Annotated in this window: 12 protein-coding genes; 10 read left to right on the top strand and 2 right to left on the bottom strand. The window is 53.8% G+C overall.

Annotation, left to right across the window (positions count from 1 at the left end):
- The first annotated feature begins 28 nt into the window (after positions 1–28).
- The 3 genes from PRIO_RS02820 (at position 29) to PRIO_RS02830 (ending at position 5,776) form a co-directional block, all read left to right on the top strand.
- Positions 29–1,045, top strand: a complete 1,017-nt coding sequence (locus PRIO_RS02820; RefSeq protein WP_046501071.1) for a LacI family DNA-binding transcriptional regulator — start codon at positions 29–31, stop codon at positions 1,043–1,045.
- Between the two features lie 85 nt (positions 1,046–1,130).
- The gene (locus PRIO_RS02825) at positions 1,131–2,468 is read left to right on the top strand and encodes a glycoside hydrolase family 30 protein (protein ID WP_020426903.1); all 1,338 of its coding nucleotides are present in this window, start codon (positions 1,131–1,133) and stop codon (positions 2,466–2,468) included.
- 68 nt (positions 2,469–2,536) lie between these two features.
- The gene (locus PRIO_RS02830; protein WP_020426902.1) at positions 2,537–5,776 is read left to right on the top strand and encodes a hypothetical protein; all 3,240 of its coding nucleotides are present in this window, start codon (positions 2,537–2,539) and stop codon (positions 5,774–5,776) included.
- Positions 5,777–5,804: 28 nt separating this feature from the next.
- Here PRIO_RS02830 and PRIO_RS02835 read toward each other — a convergent pair whose 3' ends face one another.
- Positions 5,805–7,280: a serine hydrolase domain-containing protein gene (locus PRIO_RS02835; protein ID WP_167345577.1), complete on the bottom strand. Its 1,476-nt coding sequence runs from the start codon at positions 7,278–7,280 to the stop codon at positions 5,805–5,807.
- Between the two features lie 1,326 nt (positions 7,281–8,606).
- On the opposite strand from PRIO_RS02835, the gene PRIO_RS02840 reads away from it, so the two are divergent.
- From PRIO_RS02840 to PRIO_RS02870, 7 genes are all read left to right on the top strand, one after another.
- Positions 8,607–9,596, top strand: coding sequence for an ABC transporter permease (locus tag PRIO_RS02840; protein WP_020426429.1), 990 nt, complete (start codon positions 8,607–8,609; stop codon positions 9,594–9,596).
- 16 nt (positions 9,597–9,612) lie between these two features.
- Positions 9,613–10,503 (top strand): carbohydrate ABC transporter permease, encoded by an 891-nt coding sequence (locus PRIO_RS02845; RefSeq protein WP_020426428.1) that lies wholly within the window; start codon positions 9,613–9,615, stop codon positions 10,501–10,503.
- A gap of 122 nt (positions 10,504–10,625) precedes the next feature.
- A complete protein-coding gene (locus PRIO_RS02850; RefSeq protein ID WP_020426427.1) occupies positions 10,626–12,323 on the top strand; it encodes a type 2 periplasmic-binding domain-containing protein in 1,698 nt (565 codons plus the stop codon).
- Between the two features lie 97 nt (positions 12,324–12,420).
- Positions 12,421–14,322, top strand: a complete 1,902-nt coding sequence (locus tag PRIO_RS02855; RefSeq protein WP_231869809.1) for a cache domain-containing sensor histidine kinase — start codon at positions 12,421–12,423, stop codon at positions 14,320–14,322.
- Positions 14,319–15,908 carry a response regulator gene (locus PRIO_RS02860; protein ID WP_020426425.1) on the top strand — a complete coding sequence of 530 codons (1,590 nt, stop codon included), beginning with the start codon at positions 14,319–14,321 and terminating at the stop codon, positions 15,906–15,908. Before PRIO_RS02855 ends, PRIO_RS02860 begins: the two co-directional genes overlap by 4 nt.
- Positions 15,909–16,318: 410 nt before the next feature.
- Positions 16,319–17,122, top strand: a complete 804-nt coding sequence (locus tag PRIO_RS02865) for an AAC(3) family N-acetyltransferase (RefSeq protein WP_020426424.1) — start codon at positions 16,319–16,321, stop codon at positions 17,120–17,122.
- Positions 17,123–17,248: 126 nt separating this feature from the next.
- Positions 17,249–17,890 carry a histidine phosphatase family protein gene (locus PRIO_RS02870; protein ID WP_046501074.1) on the top strand — a complete coding sequence of 214 codons (642 nt, stop codon included), beginning with the start codon at positions 17,249–17,251 and terminating at the stop codon, positions 17,888–17,890.
- Between the two features lie 146 nt (positions 17,891–18,036).
- On the opposite strand, the gene PRIO_RS02875 is transcribed toward PRIO_RS02870, so the two are convergent.
- Entirely contained in the window at positions 18,037–19,314 is a 1,278-nt protein-coding gene (locus PRIO_RS02875; protein WP_046501075.1) for an MFS transporter, read from the bottom strand.
- Positions 19,315–19,426: the final 112 nt, after the last annotated feature.

Here is a 19,426-nt window from a genome sequence, read left to right on the forward strand (position 1 = left end):
CATTGTGGGCCGGCGGGAGTGAACCGGATTGACAACGATTTATGATATTGCCAAAAAAACCGGCTACTCGCCAACCACGGTTTCCAAGGCGTTCAACAATTATTCCGATGTGCGGGAGAAGACACGCCAGGAAATTCTCAGGACGGCGCAGGAAATGGGGTACCTGCCCAACGCGCATGCTCGTACCCTGACGACCAAGAAGTCATGGACCATCGGTGTGCTGTTTGTTGAGGGGACCGGGGCGGGTATCCGCCATCCATTTTTCAGCGCGGTGATTGAGAGCTTCAAGCAGGTTGCGGTAGCCAAAGGTTATGCGCTGATGTTCATTTCCAAGGATGTCGGCGGCAAGCAGAGCGGTTATCTGGAGAATTGCCGGATTCGCGGGGTGGACGGGGTTGTAGTGTTCCTGTCCGATTATAACGACCCTTATTTCCTGGAGCTGCTGGAAAGTGATATTCCCACGGTTATTCTGGATTATAATACGCCGCAGTCCCATACAGTCTGCTCGGATAACAGGGCGGGAGCACTGCTGGCGGTCAATTACCTGGCGTCCTTGGGGCACCGGAGGATCGGCCACATTTCCGGAGGCGGGAACTCCTTTCCGGGAAGCGAGCGTGAACTGGGGTACATAGCGGCCATGGAGGAGCTGGGCCTTGACGTGCCGGACGGCTATATTGCCGAGGGCGCTTTTTTCTCCAGAGAAAGCGGCTATGATGCAATGCTGAAGCTGCTTGAACTGCCGGAGTGTCCGACGGCTGTATTTGCTTCGGGTGACCTGCTGGCGCTCGGCGCCATGATGGCAGCCAAAGACAAAGGCTTGTCCGTTCCGTCGGATATTTCGGTGATGGGCTATGATGATATCGAGCTTGCTGCGTATGTATCCCCCGCGCTTACAACCATCCGGCAGGATACGGAGATGCTCGGGACACGGGCGGCTGAGATTCTGATCGCCTCCATCGACGGCAAAGGGCAAGACAAGGAAGCGCTAATGCTTCCTGTTGAAGTGGTTGTGCGGGACTCCTGCGCGCCGCCGGGCAGAGAATAAGACGGTTCTGCCGGGCGCGCATTTTTTTTCGAAATAATCGAAACCGGTTTCGATTATGATATATAAAATAAAGGAGATGGCTGAAATGACAAAAGCTCGTACAGTGATTACCGCCAAGGATACGGGGGAGCGTCTAAGCCCGAGAGAAGGAATTGTTTTCAGAGCCCGCAACACCGGGGAGAAGGCCGATGTGCAGCTGCTGCCGGAACGGGAGTTCCAGCAAATACTTGGGTTTGGCGGCGCTTTTACGGAAGCTGCGGCCTACACGCTGTCACGGATGAGCCCCGGGAAACGGGCAGAGGTGATCCGGCGTTATTTTCACCCGGAGGAAGGACTGAACTACAGCATGGGACGTGTGCACATCCACAGCTGTGATTTCGCGCTAGGCAATTATACCTATGTGCAGGATGGAGATTCAGCGCTGGCGACCTTTGATATTTCCCATGACCATCAGTGGGTGATTCCGCTGATTAAAGACGCAATGGACGTCAAAGGCGGCCCGCTTACGATGCTGGCTTCCCCCTGGAGTCCTCCGGCCTGGATGAAGACCAACGGTGAGATGAACCATGGCGGTTCGCTGAAGCCGGAATACGCGAATGTATGGGCGCGGTATTACACGAAATTCATTGAAGCTTACCGCAGGGAGGGCATACCGGTCTGGGCTGTCTCGGTGCAGAATGAGCCGGCAGCTGTTCAGACCTGGGATTCCTGTGTGTACAGCGCAGAGGAGGAGCGGGATTTTGTCAAAAACCATCTGGGCCCTGTAATGCATGAGGCGGGAATGGCGGATGTGAACATCGTCATTTGGGACCATAACCGCGATATCATGGTCGAACGCGCTTCGACGGTGTTGTCCGATCCCGAGGCGGCCCGGTATGTCTGGGGCACAGGCATTCACTGGTATGGCGGTGAGGAGTTCGACAAGGTGGCCAGGGTGCATGAGCTTTTCCCGGAAAAGCATCTGCTGTTCACGGAAGGCTGCCAGGAGGGTGGTGTGCGGCTGGGCGAATGGTTCACCGGTGAACGTTACGGGCGGAATATGATCGGTGATTTAAACGCCTGGACGGAAGGCTATCTGGATTGGAACCTGGTGCTTGACGAGACCGGAGGGCCGAATCATGTGGGCAATTTCTGTGATGCTCCGGTGATTGCCGATACGACTTCCGATGAGGTGCATTACAACAGCTCCTATTACTACATCGGGCATTTCAGCAAATTTATAGCTCCCGGGGCTGTGCGCATCGGACTGGAATCCGCTGCTGAGGGCGTGCTGTCCACCGCCTTTCGAAATCCGGACGGCAGCCTCGCTGTAGTGCTTATGAATGAGGGGGAGCATGTGCGCAGCGTAACTCTGGGACTGGGGGGTGAGCTGGCCGAATGCGAGCTGCCGCCGCACTCTATTGCAACACATGTCATTTCTTAAATGCGTTAGGGCACTTCTGGGTTATGCGGGTTTTATAGGAACAGCCATAATATTAAGGAGGCAGGTTTATGAGCCATTATTATTTTGATTCCGGTACATTTGTGATCGAGCAGTTTCATGAGGGGAAGCCCTTCGCCAGTTTTTTGCCCGGGCTTGCGGGACTGAAGGGGATTCCGATGTGGACCTTTTATGTCAATCGGGGCCAGGGGATTTGCAGCTTTGGGGTGCGCGACAAAAACTCGCCGATTATGGAATTTTCTCCGGCGAACATCTCCTATAAGAACGTAGCCTCTTCCGGCTTCCGCACGTTTATCAAGATAAAGGGTGTCCCGGAAATGTATGAGCCGTTCCAGTCGGCGCGGCCTGATCCCGAGGCGAAACGCAAGATGACGATTCTGCCGAACGGGCTGACCATCGAGGAATCCCACGCCGGGTATGGACTTAAGACAACCGTCCACTACTTCAATTTGCCTGGTGATGACTATGCGGCATTGGTCCGGCGTGTGGAGCTTGAGAATGTTGGAGGCGGGGAGCTTGAGCTTGAAATGCTGGACGGTCTGCCGGAGATCCTGCCGTACGGTGTGGAGAACAGCGGATATAAGGAGATCGGCAATCTGCTGCGCAGCTGGATGGAGGTATACAATCTGGAGAACGGAATTCCGTTCTACAAGCTGCGCTCCAGCACGAATGATGATGCGCAGGTCAGTGAAATCCGCAGCGGCCATTTCTACCTGTCGTTTACGGCAGAAGGAGAGCGGCTGGCTCCGGTTGTGGACTTCGAGACGGTGTTCGGAGGCAATACTTCGCTTGGTTTTCCGGAGCGTTTTGCCGGTCTGCAGCTGGCAGAGCTGCTTGCACAGCCCCAATACCCCGTCAATAAGGTTCCCTGCGGCTTCAGCGGCGTGGCGCGGACCCTCGCTCCGGGCGGCAAGCTGATCCTGAACACCATTATCGGGCATGTGAACGACATTGATAAAATCAACCGGAAAGCGGAAGCCCTCTGCCGTGATGAATATATTACGTCCAAAGCCCTGGAATCGGCCAGCCTGACCGACGGGCTGACGGAGGACATTGCAACCCGTACCGCCTCGCCTATATTTGATGCCTACTGCCGGCAGTCCTATCTGGACAATTTCCTGCGCGGCGGTTATCCATTCATCTTCGACAACGGGGGAGAAGGCTTTGTCGTGCACCTCTTCTCGCGCAAGCATGGGGACATGGAACGCGATTATAACTTTTTCTCGCTGGCACCGGAATATTACTCCCAGGGTAACGGGAATTTCCGCGACATGAACCAGAACCGGCGCAATGATGTATTCTTCAATCCCCGGGTTGGGAGCTTCAATATCAAGATGTTCTACAGCCTGATCCAGGCGGATGGCTACAATCCGCTGAGTGTGCAGGGAACAACCTTTGAAATCCTGCCGGGTAAGGCGCCGCAGCTTGCGGAATGGATTCACACGGCGGCTGCCGATCACCAGGAGGAGCTGGTGAAGCTCTGTGCAGGCCGGTTCACTCCCGGACGGCTGATCAACTACATTGCCGACCATGGCGTCACGCTGAAGACAGGCGAGCAGGAATTCCTGAGCGGAGTGCTGGCCCTGTCGCAGCAGCACATCGAAGCCGCCTTCGGGGAAGGCTTCTGGTCCGATCATTGGACCTACAACCTCGATCTGGTGGAGGGGTATCTGGATATTTTCCCTGAACGCAGACAGGAGCTGCTCTTCGGAGACGAGACCTATTCGTTCTATGACAGCCCGGCCTATGTGCTGCCGCGCAGTGAAAAATATGTGCTGAGTGACGGCAAGGTCCGGCAATACGGCGCCCTGCTGGAGGATGAAGAGAAGCTGCACCGGCTGAAGCGGAAGGCTTCGGAGACGCACTGGCTCCGTACGGAAGGCGGTCACGGAGACATCTACCGCACCAGTCTGTTCGTGAAGATGCTGTCTCTCACGCTGAACAAATTTGCTACGCTCGACCCGTATGGCATGGGCGTGGAAATGGAGGGCAACAAGCCGGGCTGGAACGACGCCATGAACGGCCTGCCGGGGTTATTCGGTTCAGGTATGAGCGAGACGTTTGAGCTGAAGCGGATGATCGTCTTTCTTCTGGAGGTTCTGGAGAACAGCGGGAACGGGATTGAAGCTGTTGGTTCAGCCGCTAAACTTCCGGTCGAAATGTCTCTGCTGCTTGAGCAGGTGCACAACGCCACAACCGCCATACTGGCCGGGGAGATTGCGCAGTTTGACTATTGGCACACCGTAGCATCCGCACGTGAATTCTACCGCGAACGTATACGTTTCGGCATCACCGGGGAAGAACAGCCGGTAGCCCTTACGGAGATTCGTGAGGCGCTTGGCCGGTTCCTGCGCAAGCTTGATATCGGTATCGGCCTTGCTGTAGAAATGGGCGGGGGACTGGTTCCAACCTATTTCCGCTTTGAAGCGACGCGGTTTCAGGCGGTGACCGATGAGAACGGACAGCCGGTAATTAGCGGCTATGGATTGCCCAAAGCGGTGGTGGAGGAGTTCGAAGCCTTTGCGCTGCCGCACTTCCTGGAAGGGCCGGCCCGCTGGCTGAAAACACTCGACAGCCCAGGCGAGGCGCGGGATATCTATAACCGGATCAAGCAAACAGAACTGTATGATCCGGTCACGTCGATGTACCGCACTTCAGTCTCCCTGGACAAAGAATCCAATGAGATTGGGCGGATGCGGGCGTTCACGCCGGGCTGGCTGGAGCGGGAGTCGAACTTTTTGCATATGTCCTACAAATATCTGCTGGAGCTTCTGAAGGCGGGGCTTTATGAGGAATTCTACGGGGAGCTGAAAACCTCGCTCATCCCGTTCCTGGACCCGGCAGTCTATGGGCGAAGCACGCTGGAGAATTCCTCCTTCATCGCTACAGGCGGCAATCCGGACCCGGGGACACATGGAAGAGGTTTCGTCGCCAGACTTAGCGGTTCCACCGCAGAGTTCCTGAGCATGTGGCGGACGATGATGGCCGGAAGCCATGTGTTCACGGTTATTGACGGAGAATTGGCCGTGTCCTTAGCACCGGCGCTCCCAGGCTGGCTGTTTGATCAGCAGGGAGAGGTGTCCTTCACCTTCCTGGGCCATACCAAGGTAACTTACCACAACCCCCGCCATCTGGACACCTTCGGTCAGGGAGGGGCGTTAATCCAGAGTCTGACGCTGGCCTACTGTGACGGCACCGTAAGCCGTATATCCGGAGCACTGCTGCGCGGTGCTGAGGCTGAGGCGCTGCGCCGGGGGGACATCGCCGAAATCCGGGCGGTGCTGGAATAGAAGTAATGCGGGAATGCTTAGTGGAATTTCACATCGTGTTCCCGCTCTCCTTCATTCTGTGCAGACGCAGATTATGCATCAGTACAATCAGCTTGGCAGCCCCGATCACGAGTGAAAGAATACTCAGGACAAACGCGAGATGTCCAAGTCCGGGCAAAAAGGAGAACACCACACTCCATGGAGCAAAGGTATGACTAAAGCCGTATAAAACAGCAATTGGCAGCACTGCATTAAACAAAACCAGACAGAACGCGAACAGGATGATTCGCAGCGGGGTATGTCTAAAGCTTTTCTTGCGTTTAATCAGATTAAAAACCGATACTCCCAGCATAATCATCACTGCCGCACTAATCACATCAATCAGAATATAGGTGCCGGTAATGCTTCCCGCATCATCCACCGGCTCCCGTCCATGCATAATTGCAAGAATTCCGTCAGCAACCATGCCTAGCTTAAAGGCGCGGACCGCATAATCATGGGCATTCATTAATACCACAACACCTATGTCCCCGTCCAGCTTCATATCGGCGTGAAAGCTTTCAACATCACCCGCATGCTGAACAACACCATGCACGATTTCCCAGCCCATGCCATATTCACCGCCGGTGGCAGGGTCTTTTATGGCCGGCTGATGCATCTGTGCAACACTTTCCGTGGCAGCCACGCTGATATCGTGGAACTTTCCGCCATTGAGTTGAGCAACTAAATAATGGCTCATATCTTCTGCGCTTGAAATCAGATAAGCGGATGCGAGCATAGACGGGTTATCCGGCTGCTCAAAAGGGGCCATAAAACCAAAGATGGACTTGTATCCTGTGGCCAACCCGTGTTTTTTCGCCTCAGGTGTAGATGTATAGCTGTTCTTCATGTCCAGAGGAGAATACACGTGGTCCTGTATATATTCTGCATAAGACTCGCCGGAAACGGCCTGGATAATTCCGCCCAGTAAATCGTAATTTGCATTAGAATATTGATACTGGGAGCCAACCGGCTCGGTTAAGGGTGTGTTTTTTAGCCCATGTATGAGTTCATCAATAGTAGATGCCGTGTTGGTAAAAGCTGTCCGGCCATGAAAAGTGGATATTCCGCTGCTATGATTCAACAAATGCCGGACCAGAATGGTTTTGGACGCGTCCTTGTCTTCAAGCTCAAATTCCGGCAAATAACGCTGCACCGGTGCATTCAGATCAATCTTTCCTTGCTCAACCAGCTGCATGATGGCCAGCGCCGTAAACGATTTGGAGCTGGAGCCCAGAATAAAGGGCGTTTGCGGTGTAACAGGCTGTCCATCCGGACCTGAATGTCCATATCCCTGGGTGTAAATGATCTGGTCTCCCTTCACAATGCCGACCGCCATGCCGGGAAAATCCAGCTTCTCCAGCATCGATTCAACAAAAGTATCAATCCGGGCCGTGTCTACAGCATGTGGAGCTGCTTCCGCATGGGCCGTCCCCGGTTGCAGCAAGGGCAGTACGCTGCCTGCGACCATCAACAGTATGATCATTAGGGTTTGAATTTTAGTGCAAGTAGTTCCTTTCATTTCTCTTTACCTCTTCTCCTGATCTTGTCTCTTTTTTGGTTTGACGTATGAATCAAAGATATCCCTTCAATCTTTCAGCTGTCTTTCGTGAATCTTAAATTAATCTTACATGTACCTCTATATGCAATTTCCGAGCCACCCGTTTGACGGGTGGCTTGAATTCTTGTATGTACTCAGAGCTATATAGAGTGAACTTGAAAAACTAACAAAAGGGAAAAGGGATGGAGGGGAAGTTTGGAACTGTAGGAGCGGTAGCGTCCGCCTTTGTCTGCGGATTTCTACCGCGAACAACGGTAACAATCAAGAAATCTGCAGACAACAGCGGCCGGAAGTCCAAACATTCTCCGGAGTCCCGACGAAGTCCCTAATGTTAATATCTTAAGTTCACTCTATATAGGTGGAAAAAGGGAGCTTAATTTGTGCGTTTATAAGGTTTTTGGGCATTTAGGTGGAAAAAGTATGCTTAATTTGCTCTATTTATTCATTTTTTTGTTTTGGGGCTTGGATTAAGTCTACTTTTTCCCACATAAGATGAGCTGGAAGCTGAATCTGACGAATTAGTGATCCTTTTTCCACTTAGGAAGACGCGCGGGTCAGGACCAGAACCGCTGCGGGAGGGTCAAGATGAGAAGACCAAGATGAGCGCGCGTGGTATCTGCCGAAAAGCCACACTCAATTGGGCTACCGAAGTACTAGATTCACTGAAGTTTCGGAGCTACCTAAGTTGCCGGAGCCACCGAAGCTGTTGAAGCTAGGCTGTTAGAGTTACCGAGGTACTGGAGCTACCGAAGTTACTGAAACCATGGAAGCTATAGAAGCCACCGAGCATAGGTGGCAATCAAACCCATTGAAGCCAGGCAAAGCGAGGTGGATTCAGCAGTATGGGTCCAGTAAAGGCAAGGGGAGGCTGCACAGCCCTCCCCTTGCCTTTTTGCTCCCGCCTGATTTTCTATATCATTTGAACTTTGAAACCGGATTAAGGGTGAAGCAGCGGAGGGGAAGTTTGGAACTGTAGGAGCGGCAGCGTTCGCCTTTGTATCCGGATTTCATCCGCTAAAGCGGTATAAATCAAGAAATCTGGATACAACAGCGACCGGAAGTCCAAACATTCCCCGCAGTTGCGCTCTTGCCCTTAATCAAAGCTTTCACCTTCAAATCCTATAGCCGAAAAATCAGCCCCCAAATACGAAATCTCAGCCCTTACACCCCCGACTGAAAGCCTATACAATAAACACATAGAGCTGTAAGCGCTTCAAAGCAAAAACAGAGATAGATTCTGGAGGCCATATGATGGAGAACAAAAGCAGCACCGAAGCAAATCCGGCGATGAAACCGCTTCTTTCGCCAAAAATCGAAACCGGTCCAGGTCCAAAAAGCCCGCTGTGGAGGCGGCTTCTGGCCCAGCGGCATTTACAGACGATGGCCCTGCTCGGCGTGGTCTGGATGATCATTTTCAACTATATTCCGATGTATGGGCTGATTATTTCTTTCAAAGAGTACAACATCGTAAGATCCATTGCCGAAGCGCCGTGGGTGGGGCTGGAGCATTTCAGGGAGTTCCTGGATGACGAGGATTTGGTCAATGTTATCAAGAATACGCTGGGCATCAGCTTAATCAAGCTGTTGATCGGATTTCCGCTGCCGATTATTTTCGCCCTTTTTCTGAACGAGATCCGTTCCTTAAGGTACAAGAAAGCGATCCAGACGATCTCATATCTGCCGCATTTCCTCTCGTGGGTAGTGCTGGGCGGAATTCTCGCCACCTGGCTGGCGGATGTGGGGATTGTGAACAATATTCTGCTGTCGCTCCATCTGATCGATCAGCCGATTACGTATCTCGCCGAGCCCAGCTATTTCTGGACGATCATTATATCCTCCGATATCTGGAAGGAGCTTGGCTGGTCCGCAATTATCTACCTGGCAGCGATCTCCGGGGTTTCCCCCGAAATGTATGAGGCCGCGACCATCGACGGAGCCGGACGTTTTCAGAAAATGTGGTTTGTCACCCTGCCGGCGATTAAATCGACAATCAGCATCCTGTTCATTCTGGCAGTCAGCGGTGTGCTGAACTCCAACTTTGACCAGATTCTGGTCCTGCGCAACTCCCTTAACGACAGCGCCAGCAACGTAATCGACTATTACATCTACTATACAGGTATTGTCTCGAACCGCTTCTCCTACTCTGCGGCGGTCACTCTGATCAAGGCGGTCATTGCACTGATTCTGCTGCTGATTGCCAATCAGGTATCCAAAAAAATCAACGATACGTCGCTGTTCTAGACAAGGAGGACTTAACATGTTTGCTCTCAAACGCAAGACGAAGGGCGAGGCCCTGTTCGATATCGCCAATAATCTGATTATGCTGTGTGTCTGTTTCCTGACGCTCTACCCGATCTGGTACGTGCTGGTCAATGCCTTCAATGACGGAAATGACGCCATGCAGGGCGGGATATACTGGTGGCCGCGCGTGTTCAGCCTGAAGAATTTCGATGCGGTGTTCGCAAGCCCCGGCATCATGCAGGCCATGGGAGTTACCGTAGCCAAGACGGTGCTGGGGGTATTCGTGCATGTGTTCTTCACGGCGATGGTGGCTTATGCGCTCTCACGCAAAGGGCTGATCGGCGGCAAGTTCTATATCCTGCTTGGCACGATTACCTTATTCTTCAACGGTGGACTGATCCCGACCTTTCTGCTGAACAGGGATCTGCATCTGCTGGATAACTTCCTGGTCTATATTATTCCGGTAATGTTCAGCTTCTTCGATCTTATTATCTTCATGACCTTCTTCCGGGAGATTCCCGAGGGGCTGGAGGAGGCCGCGCGGATTGACGGAGCGAATGACTGGTCCATCTTCCTCCGGGTTGTGCTTCCGGTATCCATGCCGGTTATTGCTACCATTGCCCTCTTTCATGGGGTGTATCAGTGGAATGATTATTTTGCCGGCATTATCTACGTCAACAATCCCGATCTGCAGCCGATTCAGACCTATCTGTTCCGGGTGGTGGCCCAGTCCAGCTCCAATCAGATGATGGTGGCCGTCCAGGGCAGCAGTCTTACCAAAAGCGTGACCTCGCAGTCCATCAAACTGGCGACGATGGTGGTCACCACGCTCCCGATTGTGTTCGTCTATCCGTTCCTGCAGCGCTATTTCGTGAAAGGCATGATGATAGGCTCAATCAAGGGCTGAGGTTAGGTCTTGGAGCAAACGAAGGTACAACCAGGTAACTCCTCCGGCGCCCGGACACATGCGGGTGACGGAGTTGAGCTTATAATTAATTTACTACAATCTTAGAAAAGGGGTAAATAAGCATGGGCATGAAACGCAAGCCAAAAGCAATGGTGCTGCTGCTCTTGGGGCTGATGCTGGCATTCTCGGCAACGGGCTGTTCAAGCGGCAATAATGCCGGAAACAATGGCAAGGATAACACGGGAGGCGCAACCAATGCGGCTGAGGCTACCAAAGCACCGGCAGACCCGACAGCGTCAGCGGTCTCGGCGGATGAGCCGGGCTGGAAAAGCGATACCTCACCGATTACGTTCGACTGGTATCTGAATTTTGCCTGGTTTCCGAATAAATGGGGTGTAGATCCTACCTCCCAATATATAACGAAAAAGACCGGTGTGAATATCAACTTTATCGTTCCCGCAGGGAATGAGAATGAGAAGCTCAACACGCTGATTGCTTCCGGCAAGCTGCCTGACTTCATTACGCTGGGCTTCTGGGAAGACGCGATCAAGAAGATGATCGAAGGCGAGCTGGTCCTGCCGCTGAACAAACTGGCTGAAGAATATGATCCTTACTTCTTCAAGGTGTCGGATGCCGACAAGCTGGGCTGGTATACGCAGCCGGACGGCAATGTATACGGTTACCCGAACTCCTCTTCCTCACCTGCCGATTATAAAAAATATGGCGATAACTATGTCTCCAACCAGACCTTTGTGGTCCGCAAGGATATTTACGAAGCGATTGGAAGTCCGGATATGCGCACACCAGAGGGTTTCCTGAACGCGCTGAAAATGGCGAAAGAGAAATACCCTGAGATCAACGGCCAGCCGATTATTCCGCTCGGTCTGCATGAGTTCACTGAGAACGGCAACGACTCGCTGGAAGGCTACATTCAGAATTTCCTGAACATTCCTTGGGAAAAGGACGGCAAAGTGTATGACCGCGAAACCGATCCTGAATATGTACGCTGGATGAAAACGCTCCGCCAGGCCAACCAGGACGGACTGCTGGCCAAGGATATCTTTATCGACAAACGTGCTCAAATGGAAGAAAAGATTGCGCAAGGCCGTTATTTCGCCATGCTCTATCAGCGGACGGACTTTGCTTCCCAGCTCGGTACTATTTTCCAAAAGAACCCTGAACAAACCTATATCGCTATAGACGGACCTGCGAATACCAAGCTGGACCCTCCGGCGCTGAACGGCCCGAGCATCGCCGGCTGGACCGTAACCCTGATCTCCAAGGATGTTAAGGACAAAGCCCGTGCCATTAAATTCCTCAGCTACCTAAACAGTGAAGAAGGCAATAAGGATCTTTACCTGGGCGAAAAAGGGGTCAGCTATGATACAATTGACGGCAAAGACCAGTTTCTTCCCGAAGCCTTTGATCTGATGAACAAGGACCGCTCGGCATTTGATAAGAAATACGGTTCGGCCTTCACGTTCTGGATGCTGCAAAATACGAATATCACCGACCAATGGGCGCCGAAGTCCGTTGAGCCGTTCAAACAGCTGGAAGACTGGACCCGCGGTAAAACTAAAAACACTTCAGAATTCCAGCAAATTGATCCTACAGGCAACTCGCCTGAAGGCATAATTGCCACCAAGCTCAAAAACCTGCGCGGTAAAACGCTGCCGAAGCTGCTGATGGCGTCCTCCGATGCCGAGTTCGATAAGCTCTGGAGCGACTATCTGGCGAAGAAGGAAAAGGAAGGCCAGGCGACCTTCGACGCTTACCGCCAGACGAAATATGAAGAGAACAAAAAGAAACTCGGAATGTAACTTCTATACAGATGCCCAATTGCCCGCTGACCGCGGGCTTTTGGGTTATTTTCTTCAAATATAAGGATGTACGTCGGGTGAGGTGTACAGGGCACAGGTGAGCATACACAAACAAACAGGGGCATTATGGAGCTCCTTCAATTATTGGTGGGGACGAAGATCGCTGCAAAGCCGGCTGGTAGCGGCCTATATTTTTATTATTCTGGGTCCGTGTCTGCTGGTCTCCCTCTATTCCTACAAATCGATCAACAATACGTATGTCCGCGATGCCGTGGACAAAAACAGCTATTTGCTGCAAATGGAAAAGCTGCATATTCTCAACCAGATCGAAGCCATGGAGCGGGCAGCGCAGATGGCCTATTCCGACAAGGCGGTCCAGAATTATCTGCTCAATGAGCATGATCCCTCCCTCGGAGAACTGATTGATTTCAATACGACGACTTTTATGAATCTGAGCAGAATCCAAATCAACAATCCCAATATTGAGCATTTGCGCCTTTATTCAGGAAGCGGGGAGGTTCACGAGCTCTGGCCGATTATTTTCCGGGAGGAACGGGTATCCATGGAGCCATGGTTCCAAAAAGCCCTAAAGCTGGAGGGGCAGGAGCTGTGGTCTTTTCAAAATGAAGACCCTGACCTCATGCAGCGTTATTCGGGCGATCCCCCGAAGGGGCAGCCAAAGGTCTCTTTATTGCGCGAGATCAGCATTCCGGCCGGCCATCATGTCGGGATGATCCAGGTGGATATGCTGCTCAGCCGGTTCACGCCGAAAACCTATACCGATGTGCGCGACAACCAGTCGCAGATGTTCATCGCGGGCGAAGATCTGCAGTTGTTTACCCGCGCTGACCATTCTTTTGTGCAGGATAATCCGCAGCTGACCGGAGCGATTGCCGGACGCCTGCAGCAGTATGCGGAGACCGGGGAGTGGGATATCCACTATAAGGAGAAGGGCAACTCTTTTCTGCTGATTCATACCCCGCTGACGGAGATCGGTGCTTCACTGGTCAACGTGGTATCCATGGAAGGGGTTATGAAGGATATATCGCATACCCGGAATCTGATTATCGGACTCAATATCGGTTTTATTGTTCTGGTTACAGCTATTGCCTATGTGCTGAATGCCTTTATCCTGAAGAATCTGCGCCGGCTGACCGAGACGATGAAAAAAGCGCGGAGAGGGGAAGCGTATACGGGATTCAGCATCCGCGGCGGCGGGGAAGTCGGGGAGCTGGCCCATCATTTCTCCAAGCTGATGAACACGATTAATACGCTGGTAGCCCAGGCTGTGAACAAGGAGGCTCTCTCCAAGGAGGCTGAGCTGCGCACGCTGCATAACCAGATCGATGCCCATTTCCTCTATAATACCCTGGAAAATATTAAAATGCTGGCCGAAATCGAAAATCAGCGGGGCATCTCCGATGCGCTGACTTCGCTTGGCGGCATGATGCGCTATAACTTTAAATGGTCTGGGGAGTATGTGAAGCTGCGGGATGAAATCCGCCATATCGAGAATTACATTGAAGTGATGAATATCCGGTTTGAGTACCCGATTCTACTGGAACTGGAGGTCGATGCTCCTTATCTGGAGCTGGAGGTGCTGAAGATGTCGCTGCAGCCCGTGGTGGAGAACAGTGTGAAGCATGCCTGGGCAGCAGGAGAGGAAGAGCTTCAGAACCGCTCGATCCGCATCCAGATCTCGGAGGCCGATGGGGATATCTTTATCGCTATCCGCGATAACGGGTTCGGGCTGACTCCGGAACGGCTGACAGAGCTGCACAGCTCCATATATGCCAAGGAGGAGCCGGGGGCAGATGCTTCAGGTGCTTCAACTGGCGGTTACAGAGGGGGAGGCATAGGGCTCCGGAATGTGCATCAGCGGCTGCAGCTGTTCTACGGGGAAGCCTACGGGCTGGAAGTGCAGAGTCAAGCGGGGGAATGGACGACAGTGTTCATGACGCTGCCCAAAGTTCTTTTGACAGGGGATAGACAGACATGAAGAAGCTGCTGATTATAGATGATGAAAAGATGATCCGCCAGGGCTTGCAGGCCATGATTGAGCGGGAATACCCGTCCCGCTACAGCATCGCGCTCGCGGGAAATGGTGCAGAGGCGCTTGCGCTGTATCAGCAGGAACGCAGAGATATCATTATTACCGACATCCGCATGCCGGTGATGGATGGCATTACGCTGCTGGAGCGGCTGTCCGCAGAAGCGGAGCCCGGCAGTGAAGGGCCGGCGGTCGTGATCTTGAGCGGCTACGATGATTTTGAATATGCCAAAAGCGCGATCCGCTACCGCGTTAAGGATTATCTGCTGAAGCCGATCCGGCGCGAGGAGCTGTTCGGGGTTCTGGAGCAGATCAGCCGGGAGTGGAAGGAGCAGGAGTCCAGCTCCCGGAGGCTTGCGCAGGAGGCTGAGGGCTACCGCCGGGAGCTGCGGACCGCCCGGCTGCGCGGTCTGCTGATGCAGGAGCCTGTGGAGCCGTCGCTGGAGCAGCAGCAGGAACTGGAACAGCTGCCGGTTCCTTTTACGGTTGGAGTGTTGAACTTCTACTATAACGACGGGACGCGGATGAAGCCGGAGGAAGTGCAAGGGCTGATTGAGCGGATGAGCGGACCGCTCTCCGGACGTTTTACTGAGATTCTGACGGACTGGGAAGGAAAGCTGGTCCTGGTCGGAAGCGGCAAGGAGGCATTCCGGGAGCTGGCCCGGCAGGCTGCGGCAAAGGGCCTGCAGGAGCTGCTCCTTGGCATCGGCGGCGAAGTCCTGAATCCGGACGGTTTCCGTACCGGATACAAGGAAGCTTGCCGCGCACTGCAGTATACCTTTCTTCCGCCACAGGCCAGCTTCATAGACTATGCGGATCTGCGCGAAGGGCGGCTGCAGTTTCCGGCGCCGGAGGAGGAGCTGCGCAAGCTGCTGAACATGCTGGGGACCGAACGCGAGAAGGAGATCAAAAGCTTGCTGGGCGCTATTTTTCAGCTGGAGCATTTGCAGCATTTGGATTTGGCGTATCTTGAGCATGTGGGCCGGAGCATCAATGAACGGGTGCTGGACGAAGTTTTCCGTTTGCACGGGGAGGCTTCGGTAGAGGTGCTGAAGCTGTACCGCACAGTCGGCAATCTGTATAATTTCCGCCATTTTCACGACTATTACCGGACACTTGAGCATTTGCTCATTACGGTGAACGAATATATTATAGGAATTAGATCCGCTCACACCGAGCATACCGATATGGAGGAAGCGCTGGCCTATATTGAGGCAAATTATGCCCGTCCGCTGAATATGGCGATGGTCAGCAACTATGTGTCGCTTAATTATTCTTATTTCAGTGAGGCCTTCAAGGCCTACACCGGAGAGAGCTTTGTCCTGTATCTCAAAAGAGTCCGCATCCGCCACGCCAAAGCGCTGCTCTCCGAGAACCGCATCAAGCTGGCCGGTGTCTCCGAAGCGGTCGGCTTCGAGAACAGCAAGCAGTTCGCCCGTGTATTCAAGGAACTGGAAGGCATCTCCCCCGGCGAATACCGCGCCAAGCTGCTGCTGGAGCGTGACGCGGGACGAACGGGAGATAAGGAATTGTAAGAAGCCGGGGCCGCCAGAGTTTGGCTGAGGCCAGGGGGACGCTGCTGACGGCAGCGCTGATGATGGGGAACTCGCCGAATCTAGATACCTCTTTGGCACCGAATAATGTCCGCTTCGCCTCTGGAAATCGGCTGTTACTTTAACTAACTTTTTGTTAGTGGGAATTAGTACAACTAATTTGACGGAATTGTGCTCTTTTTTTGAATTAGGTGGAAAAAGGGAGCTTAAATTTTCAGCGAACAGCGAATTTGGAGATATTTTAACGATTACAGAGAATTTAAGTGGACAAATTCCCACTAAATGCGGATGAAGTTTGTTATGAGAAGAATTAGTGGGAGAAATTCCACCTATCCTCTCAAATTGCAGAGGAGTAGATTCACAGGTATAGAAAGCTGAGGTGGAACATTCGAGTGGAGGAAGTTCAAGGAGAATTAATAACTGTAGAGTCGCTGGCTGCGGATTTTCGGAAGCTGGGGGTGCAGGAGGGGATGACGCTGCTGCTGCATTCGTCCTTCAAATCGCTGGGACAGTGGGTGGCAGGCGGGCCGGTGGCGGTTATTCTGGCGCTGGAGCAGGTGCTTGGGGATGAAGGGACATTGGTGATGCCGACCCAGTCCTCGGACCTGACCGATCCGTCAGGCTGGAGCAACCCGCCAGTTCCGGAAGCATGGTGGCAGGGCATCCGGGAACATATGCCGGCCTATGACCCGGACCTCACGCTGCTGCGGGGGATGGGCGTGATTCCCGAAACCTTCCGCAAGCAAAAAGGTGTGAAGCGCAGCAGCCATCCGATAAGCTCTTTTGCCGCCTGGGGCAGACACAGGGATGAGATTATCGATGGGCATGCGCTGGAGTACGCTTTTGGTGAACAATCGCCTCTGGCCCGGATCTATGATCTGAAAGGAAGCGTACTGCTGCTCGGCATAGACAGCCTCAGCAATACCTCACTGCATCTGGCCGAATACCGGGCGGAGTATGCCGGGAAACAGGAAGTAACTGCGGGAGCACCCATGCTGGTTGACGGGGCCAGACAATGGGTAGAGTTCAGGGACTATAACTGGAATTCGGATGATTTTGCCGCCATTGGCAGGGACTTTGGACAAGAGACGGGACAGATTACATATGGAAAAGTTGCCGCAGCAGAAGCCCAGCTCATTCCGCAGCGGGAGATCGTGGACTATGCGGTGAAATGGCTGGAGCAGAGGCGGGGGTAATGGATCAGGTTGCGTATGCGGCTGGGAAGAGCAGTTCTTCAGCACAGTTACGGGCAATTTTTTGAAATTAGGAGACCAAATGTGACTGATACCTTATAGGACGGACTATAAAAGGAGTGTGGACTCTTGACTGTAACAACAATATTTATTACCCGGCACGGTCAGACAGAATGGAATGTCCAGAACCGTATGCAGGGGCATCTCGATTCACCGCTTACGCCGCTTGGCGAGCAGCAGGCACAGTGGCTGAACGCGGGGCTGCAAAAGGAGCCGCTGGACCTCGTATACTCAAGCTCAAGCCCAAGGGCATACCGGACGGCGGAGATTATCCGGGGGGAGCGGGACATCCCGCTAACTGCCTGCGATGAATTCAAGGAAATTGGCATGGGGGTCTGGGAAGGATGCGACTCCGGCGAGATCGAAGCCAGGGACCCGGTGCAGCACTTTAATTTTTGGAAGAACCCGGAGGAATTCAGGGTGGAAGGCAGCGAGAGCTTTGCCGGTGTGCAGAAGCGTGCGCTGGACAAACTGCAGGAAATTGTGGCCGCACATGAGGGGCAGCGCATCCTGATTGTTACCCATACGGTGGTTATCAAAGTGCTGATGGCTTATTTTGAAGAGAGGGCCATGGAGAAGCTATGGGATCTGCCCTATATTTATCCTACCTGCCTGTGCCGGATTGATTTTACGGACGGGACCGCAGAGATCCTGCTGCACGGGGATACAAGCCATTATGTGAGAAGCACGGAAGATGAACTATTTGATTAGTCCTAAATAACCCTGGTTGCTTAAAAAGCTCCAGCCTGCAGGCGATACTCCAATGACACGGGTATCGCCTGTTTGGTGTGGGAAATATGGATCGCCCCGAACACTGGGCGGATCAAGTCATATCCTGTGTCCCCGTGGAGGCGGGCTTACCTTTTGGCTAAAACGCCTGAAGCCGCGGCGGGAGGCCTGCGGTCCGGCAAATGTCTGGCTTCAAGCATTGACAGGTCACCATCGAGCATCCGGAGGCCGGGGAGAAGCAGGGCGGTTCCGGCAAATACAGCCGGCAGCAGTCCTGCGGCGAGAAACAGGGCAGAGATGCCGTAGGCCTCGGCAATGGCCCCTCCGGCAAAAGCGCCTAAGGGCGTCAGGCTGCCGCCAATCAGAAACCGGATGGAATTCACCCGTCCCTGAAGATTTCCGGGAACCAGCCGCCCGTGCAGGGAGGAGCTTAACGATCCGAAGAAGGGCCCCAGGGCACCGGATACAAATACGGCAGCAAGCGCGAAGGGGAAGCTGGGGACTAGCCCCCATATGGATGTAATGATTCCAATGGTGCCCAGACTGCCGAGCATGACCAGGCGCCTGTGTGTAATCTCGCCCAGCAGGGAGATCACGCCAAGCCCAACCAGCGTTCCCAGTGCTGAAGCTGTGGTGAGCGTGCCCATGGCGGCGGCATCGCGGTGAAGCACCTCGCGCACATAGGGAACCATCATCGTCCAGACGGCGATGGAGCTCAGATTGCTGACCGAAGCCATGAGCATAATAGTAAACATTGCCGGGAACTGCTTGTAGAAGGTGAAGCCTTCCGCAATTTCACGCATATATGCGGCTAGGGAGAAGCTGCCTGGAGCTGCATCCGGCTTGGGCAGCTTCGGCAGGCACAGCAGCGTGGCAATGGCGGCGGTGTAGCACAGCATATTGATGCCAAGGGCCGGCAGCGCTCCGCTGGCTGCAATGATCACACCGGCCAGCGCAGGCCCAAGCAGCGCCGCCGCTCCCTTGCAGCCGTCGATGACGGCGAAGGCGCGCACCAGCTTCCGGCTGTCCGCGACGCCGGGGATCACGGCCATCGCCGTGGGCATGAACAGCGCGGCGCAGGCGCCGCTAAGCCCGGCTGCGGCGAACAAATGCCAGAGCTGAAGCTGGCCGGCGAGGCCCATGCCCAGCGGCAGGGCAATGGCCAGCAGCCGGACGGCGGCCAGGCAGGCCATGAAGCGCACGCGGGGCAGCCGGTCCGACAGCGGCGAGCCGATTAAGCGCAGCACCAGCTCCGGGATGCCGGAGCTGAGTGCCAGCGCGCCCATGGCCAGCTTGGAGCCGGTCAGCTCGTAGACCAGCCACTCCATCGCCAGCAGGCCAAAAGCATCTCCGAAGGCGCTCAGGGAAATCGTGGACAGCAAACCATAATAGCTGCGTTTCAGCATAGGGAATTCACTCCTTTTTCACGTATCCCCGTGCCAGGCGCTCAGACCATAAAGGGGACAAAACCGCTAAGCGGCTTAGCGGCTAAGTGGTAAACGGCGGCTCATCCGGGGG

The organism is Paenibacillus riograndensis SBR5 (assembly GCF_000981585.1).
GTDB classification, from domain to species: Bacteria; Bacillota; Bacilli; order Paenibacillales; family Paenibacillaceae; genus Paenibacillus_AQ; species Paenibacillus_AQ riograndensis.

Excerpts from the sequence above, each read along its gene's own strand:
- PRIO_RS02825 (WP_020426903.1), top strand. The coding sequence starts at position 1,131 with ATGACAAAAGCTCGTACAGTGATTACCGCCAAGGATACGGGGGAGCGT.
- PRIO_RS02830 (WP_020426902.1), top strand. The coding sequence starts at position 2,537 with ATGAGCCATTATTATTTTGATTCCGGTACATTTGTGATCGAGCAGTTT.
- PRIO_RS02835 (WP_167345577.1), bottom strand. The coding sequence starts at position 7,280 with ATGATCATACTGTTGATGGTCGCAGGCAGCGTACTGCCCTTGCTGCAA.
- PRIO_RS02840 (WP_020426429.1), top strand. The coding sequence starts at position 8,607 with ATGGAGAACAAAAGCAGCACCGAAGCAAATCCGGCGATGAAACCGCTT.
- PRIO_RS02845 (WP_020426428.1), top strand. The coding sequence starts at position 9,613 with ATGTTTGCTCTCAAACGCAAGACGAAGGGCGAGGCCCTGTTCGATATC.
- PRIO_RS02850 (WP_020426427.1), top strand. The coding sequence starts at position 10,626 with ATGGGCATGAAACGCAAGCCAAAAGCAATGGTGCTGCTGCTCTTGGGG.
- PRIO_RS02860 (WP_020426425.1), top strand. The coding sequence starts at position 14,319 with ATGAAGAAGCTGCTGATTATAGATGATGAAAAGATGATCCGCCAGGGC.
- PRIO_RS02875 (WP_046501075.1), bottom strand. The coding sequence starts at position 19,314 with ATGCTGAAACGCAGCTATTATGGTTTGCTGTCCACGATTTCCCTGAGC.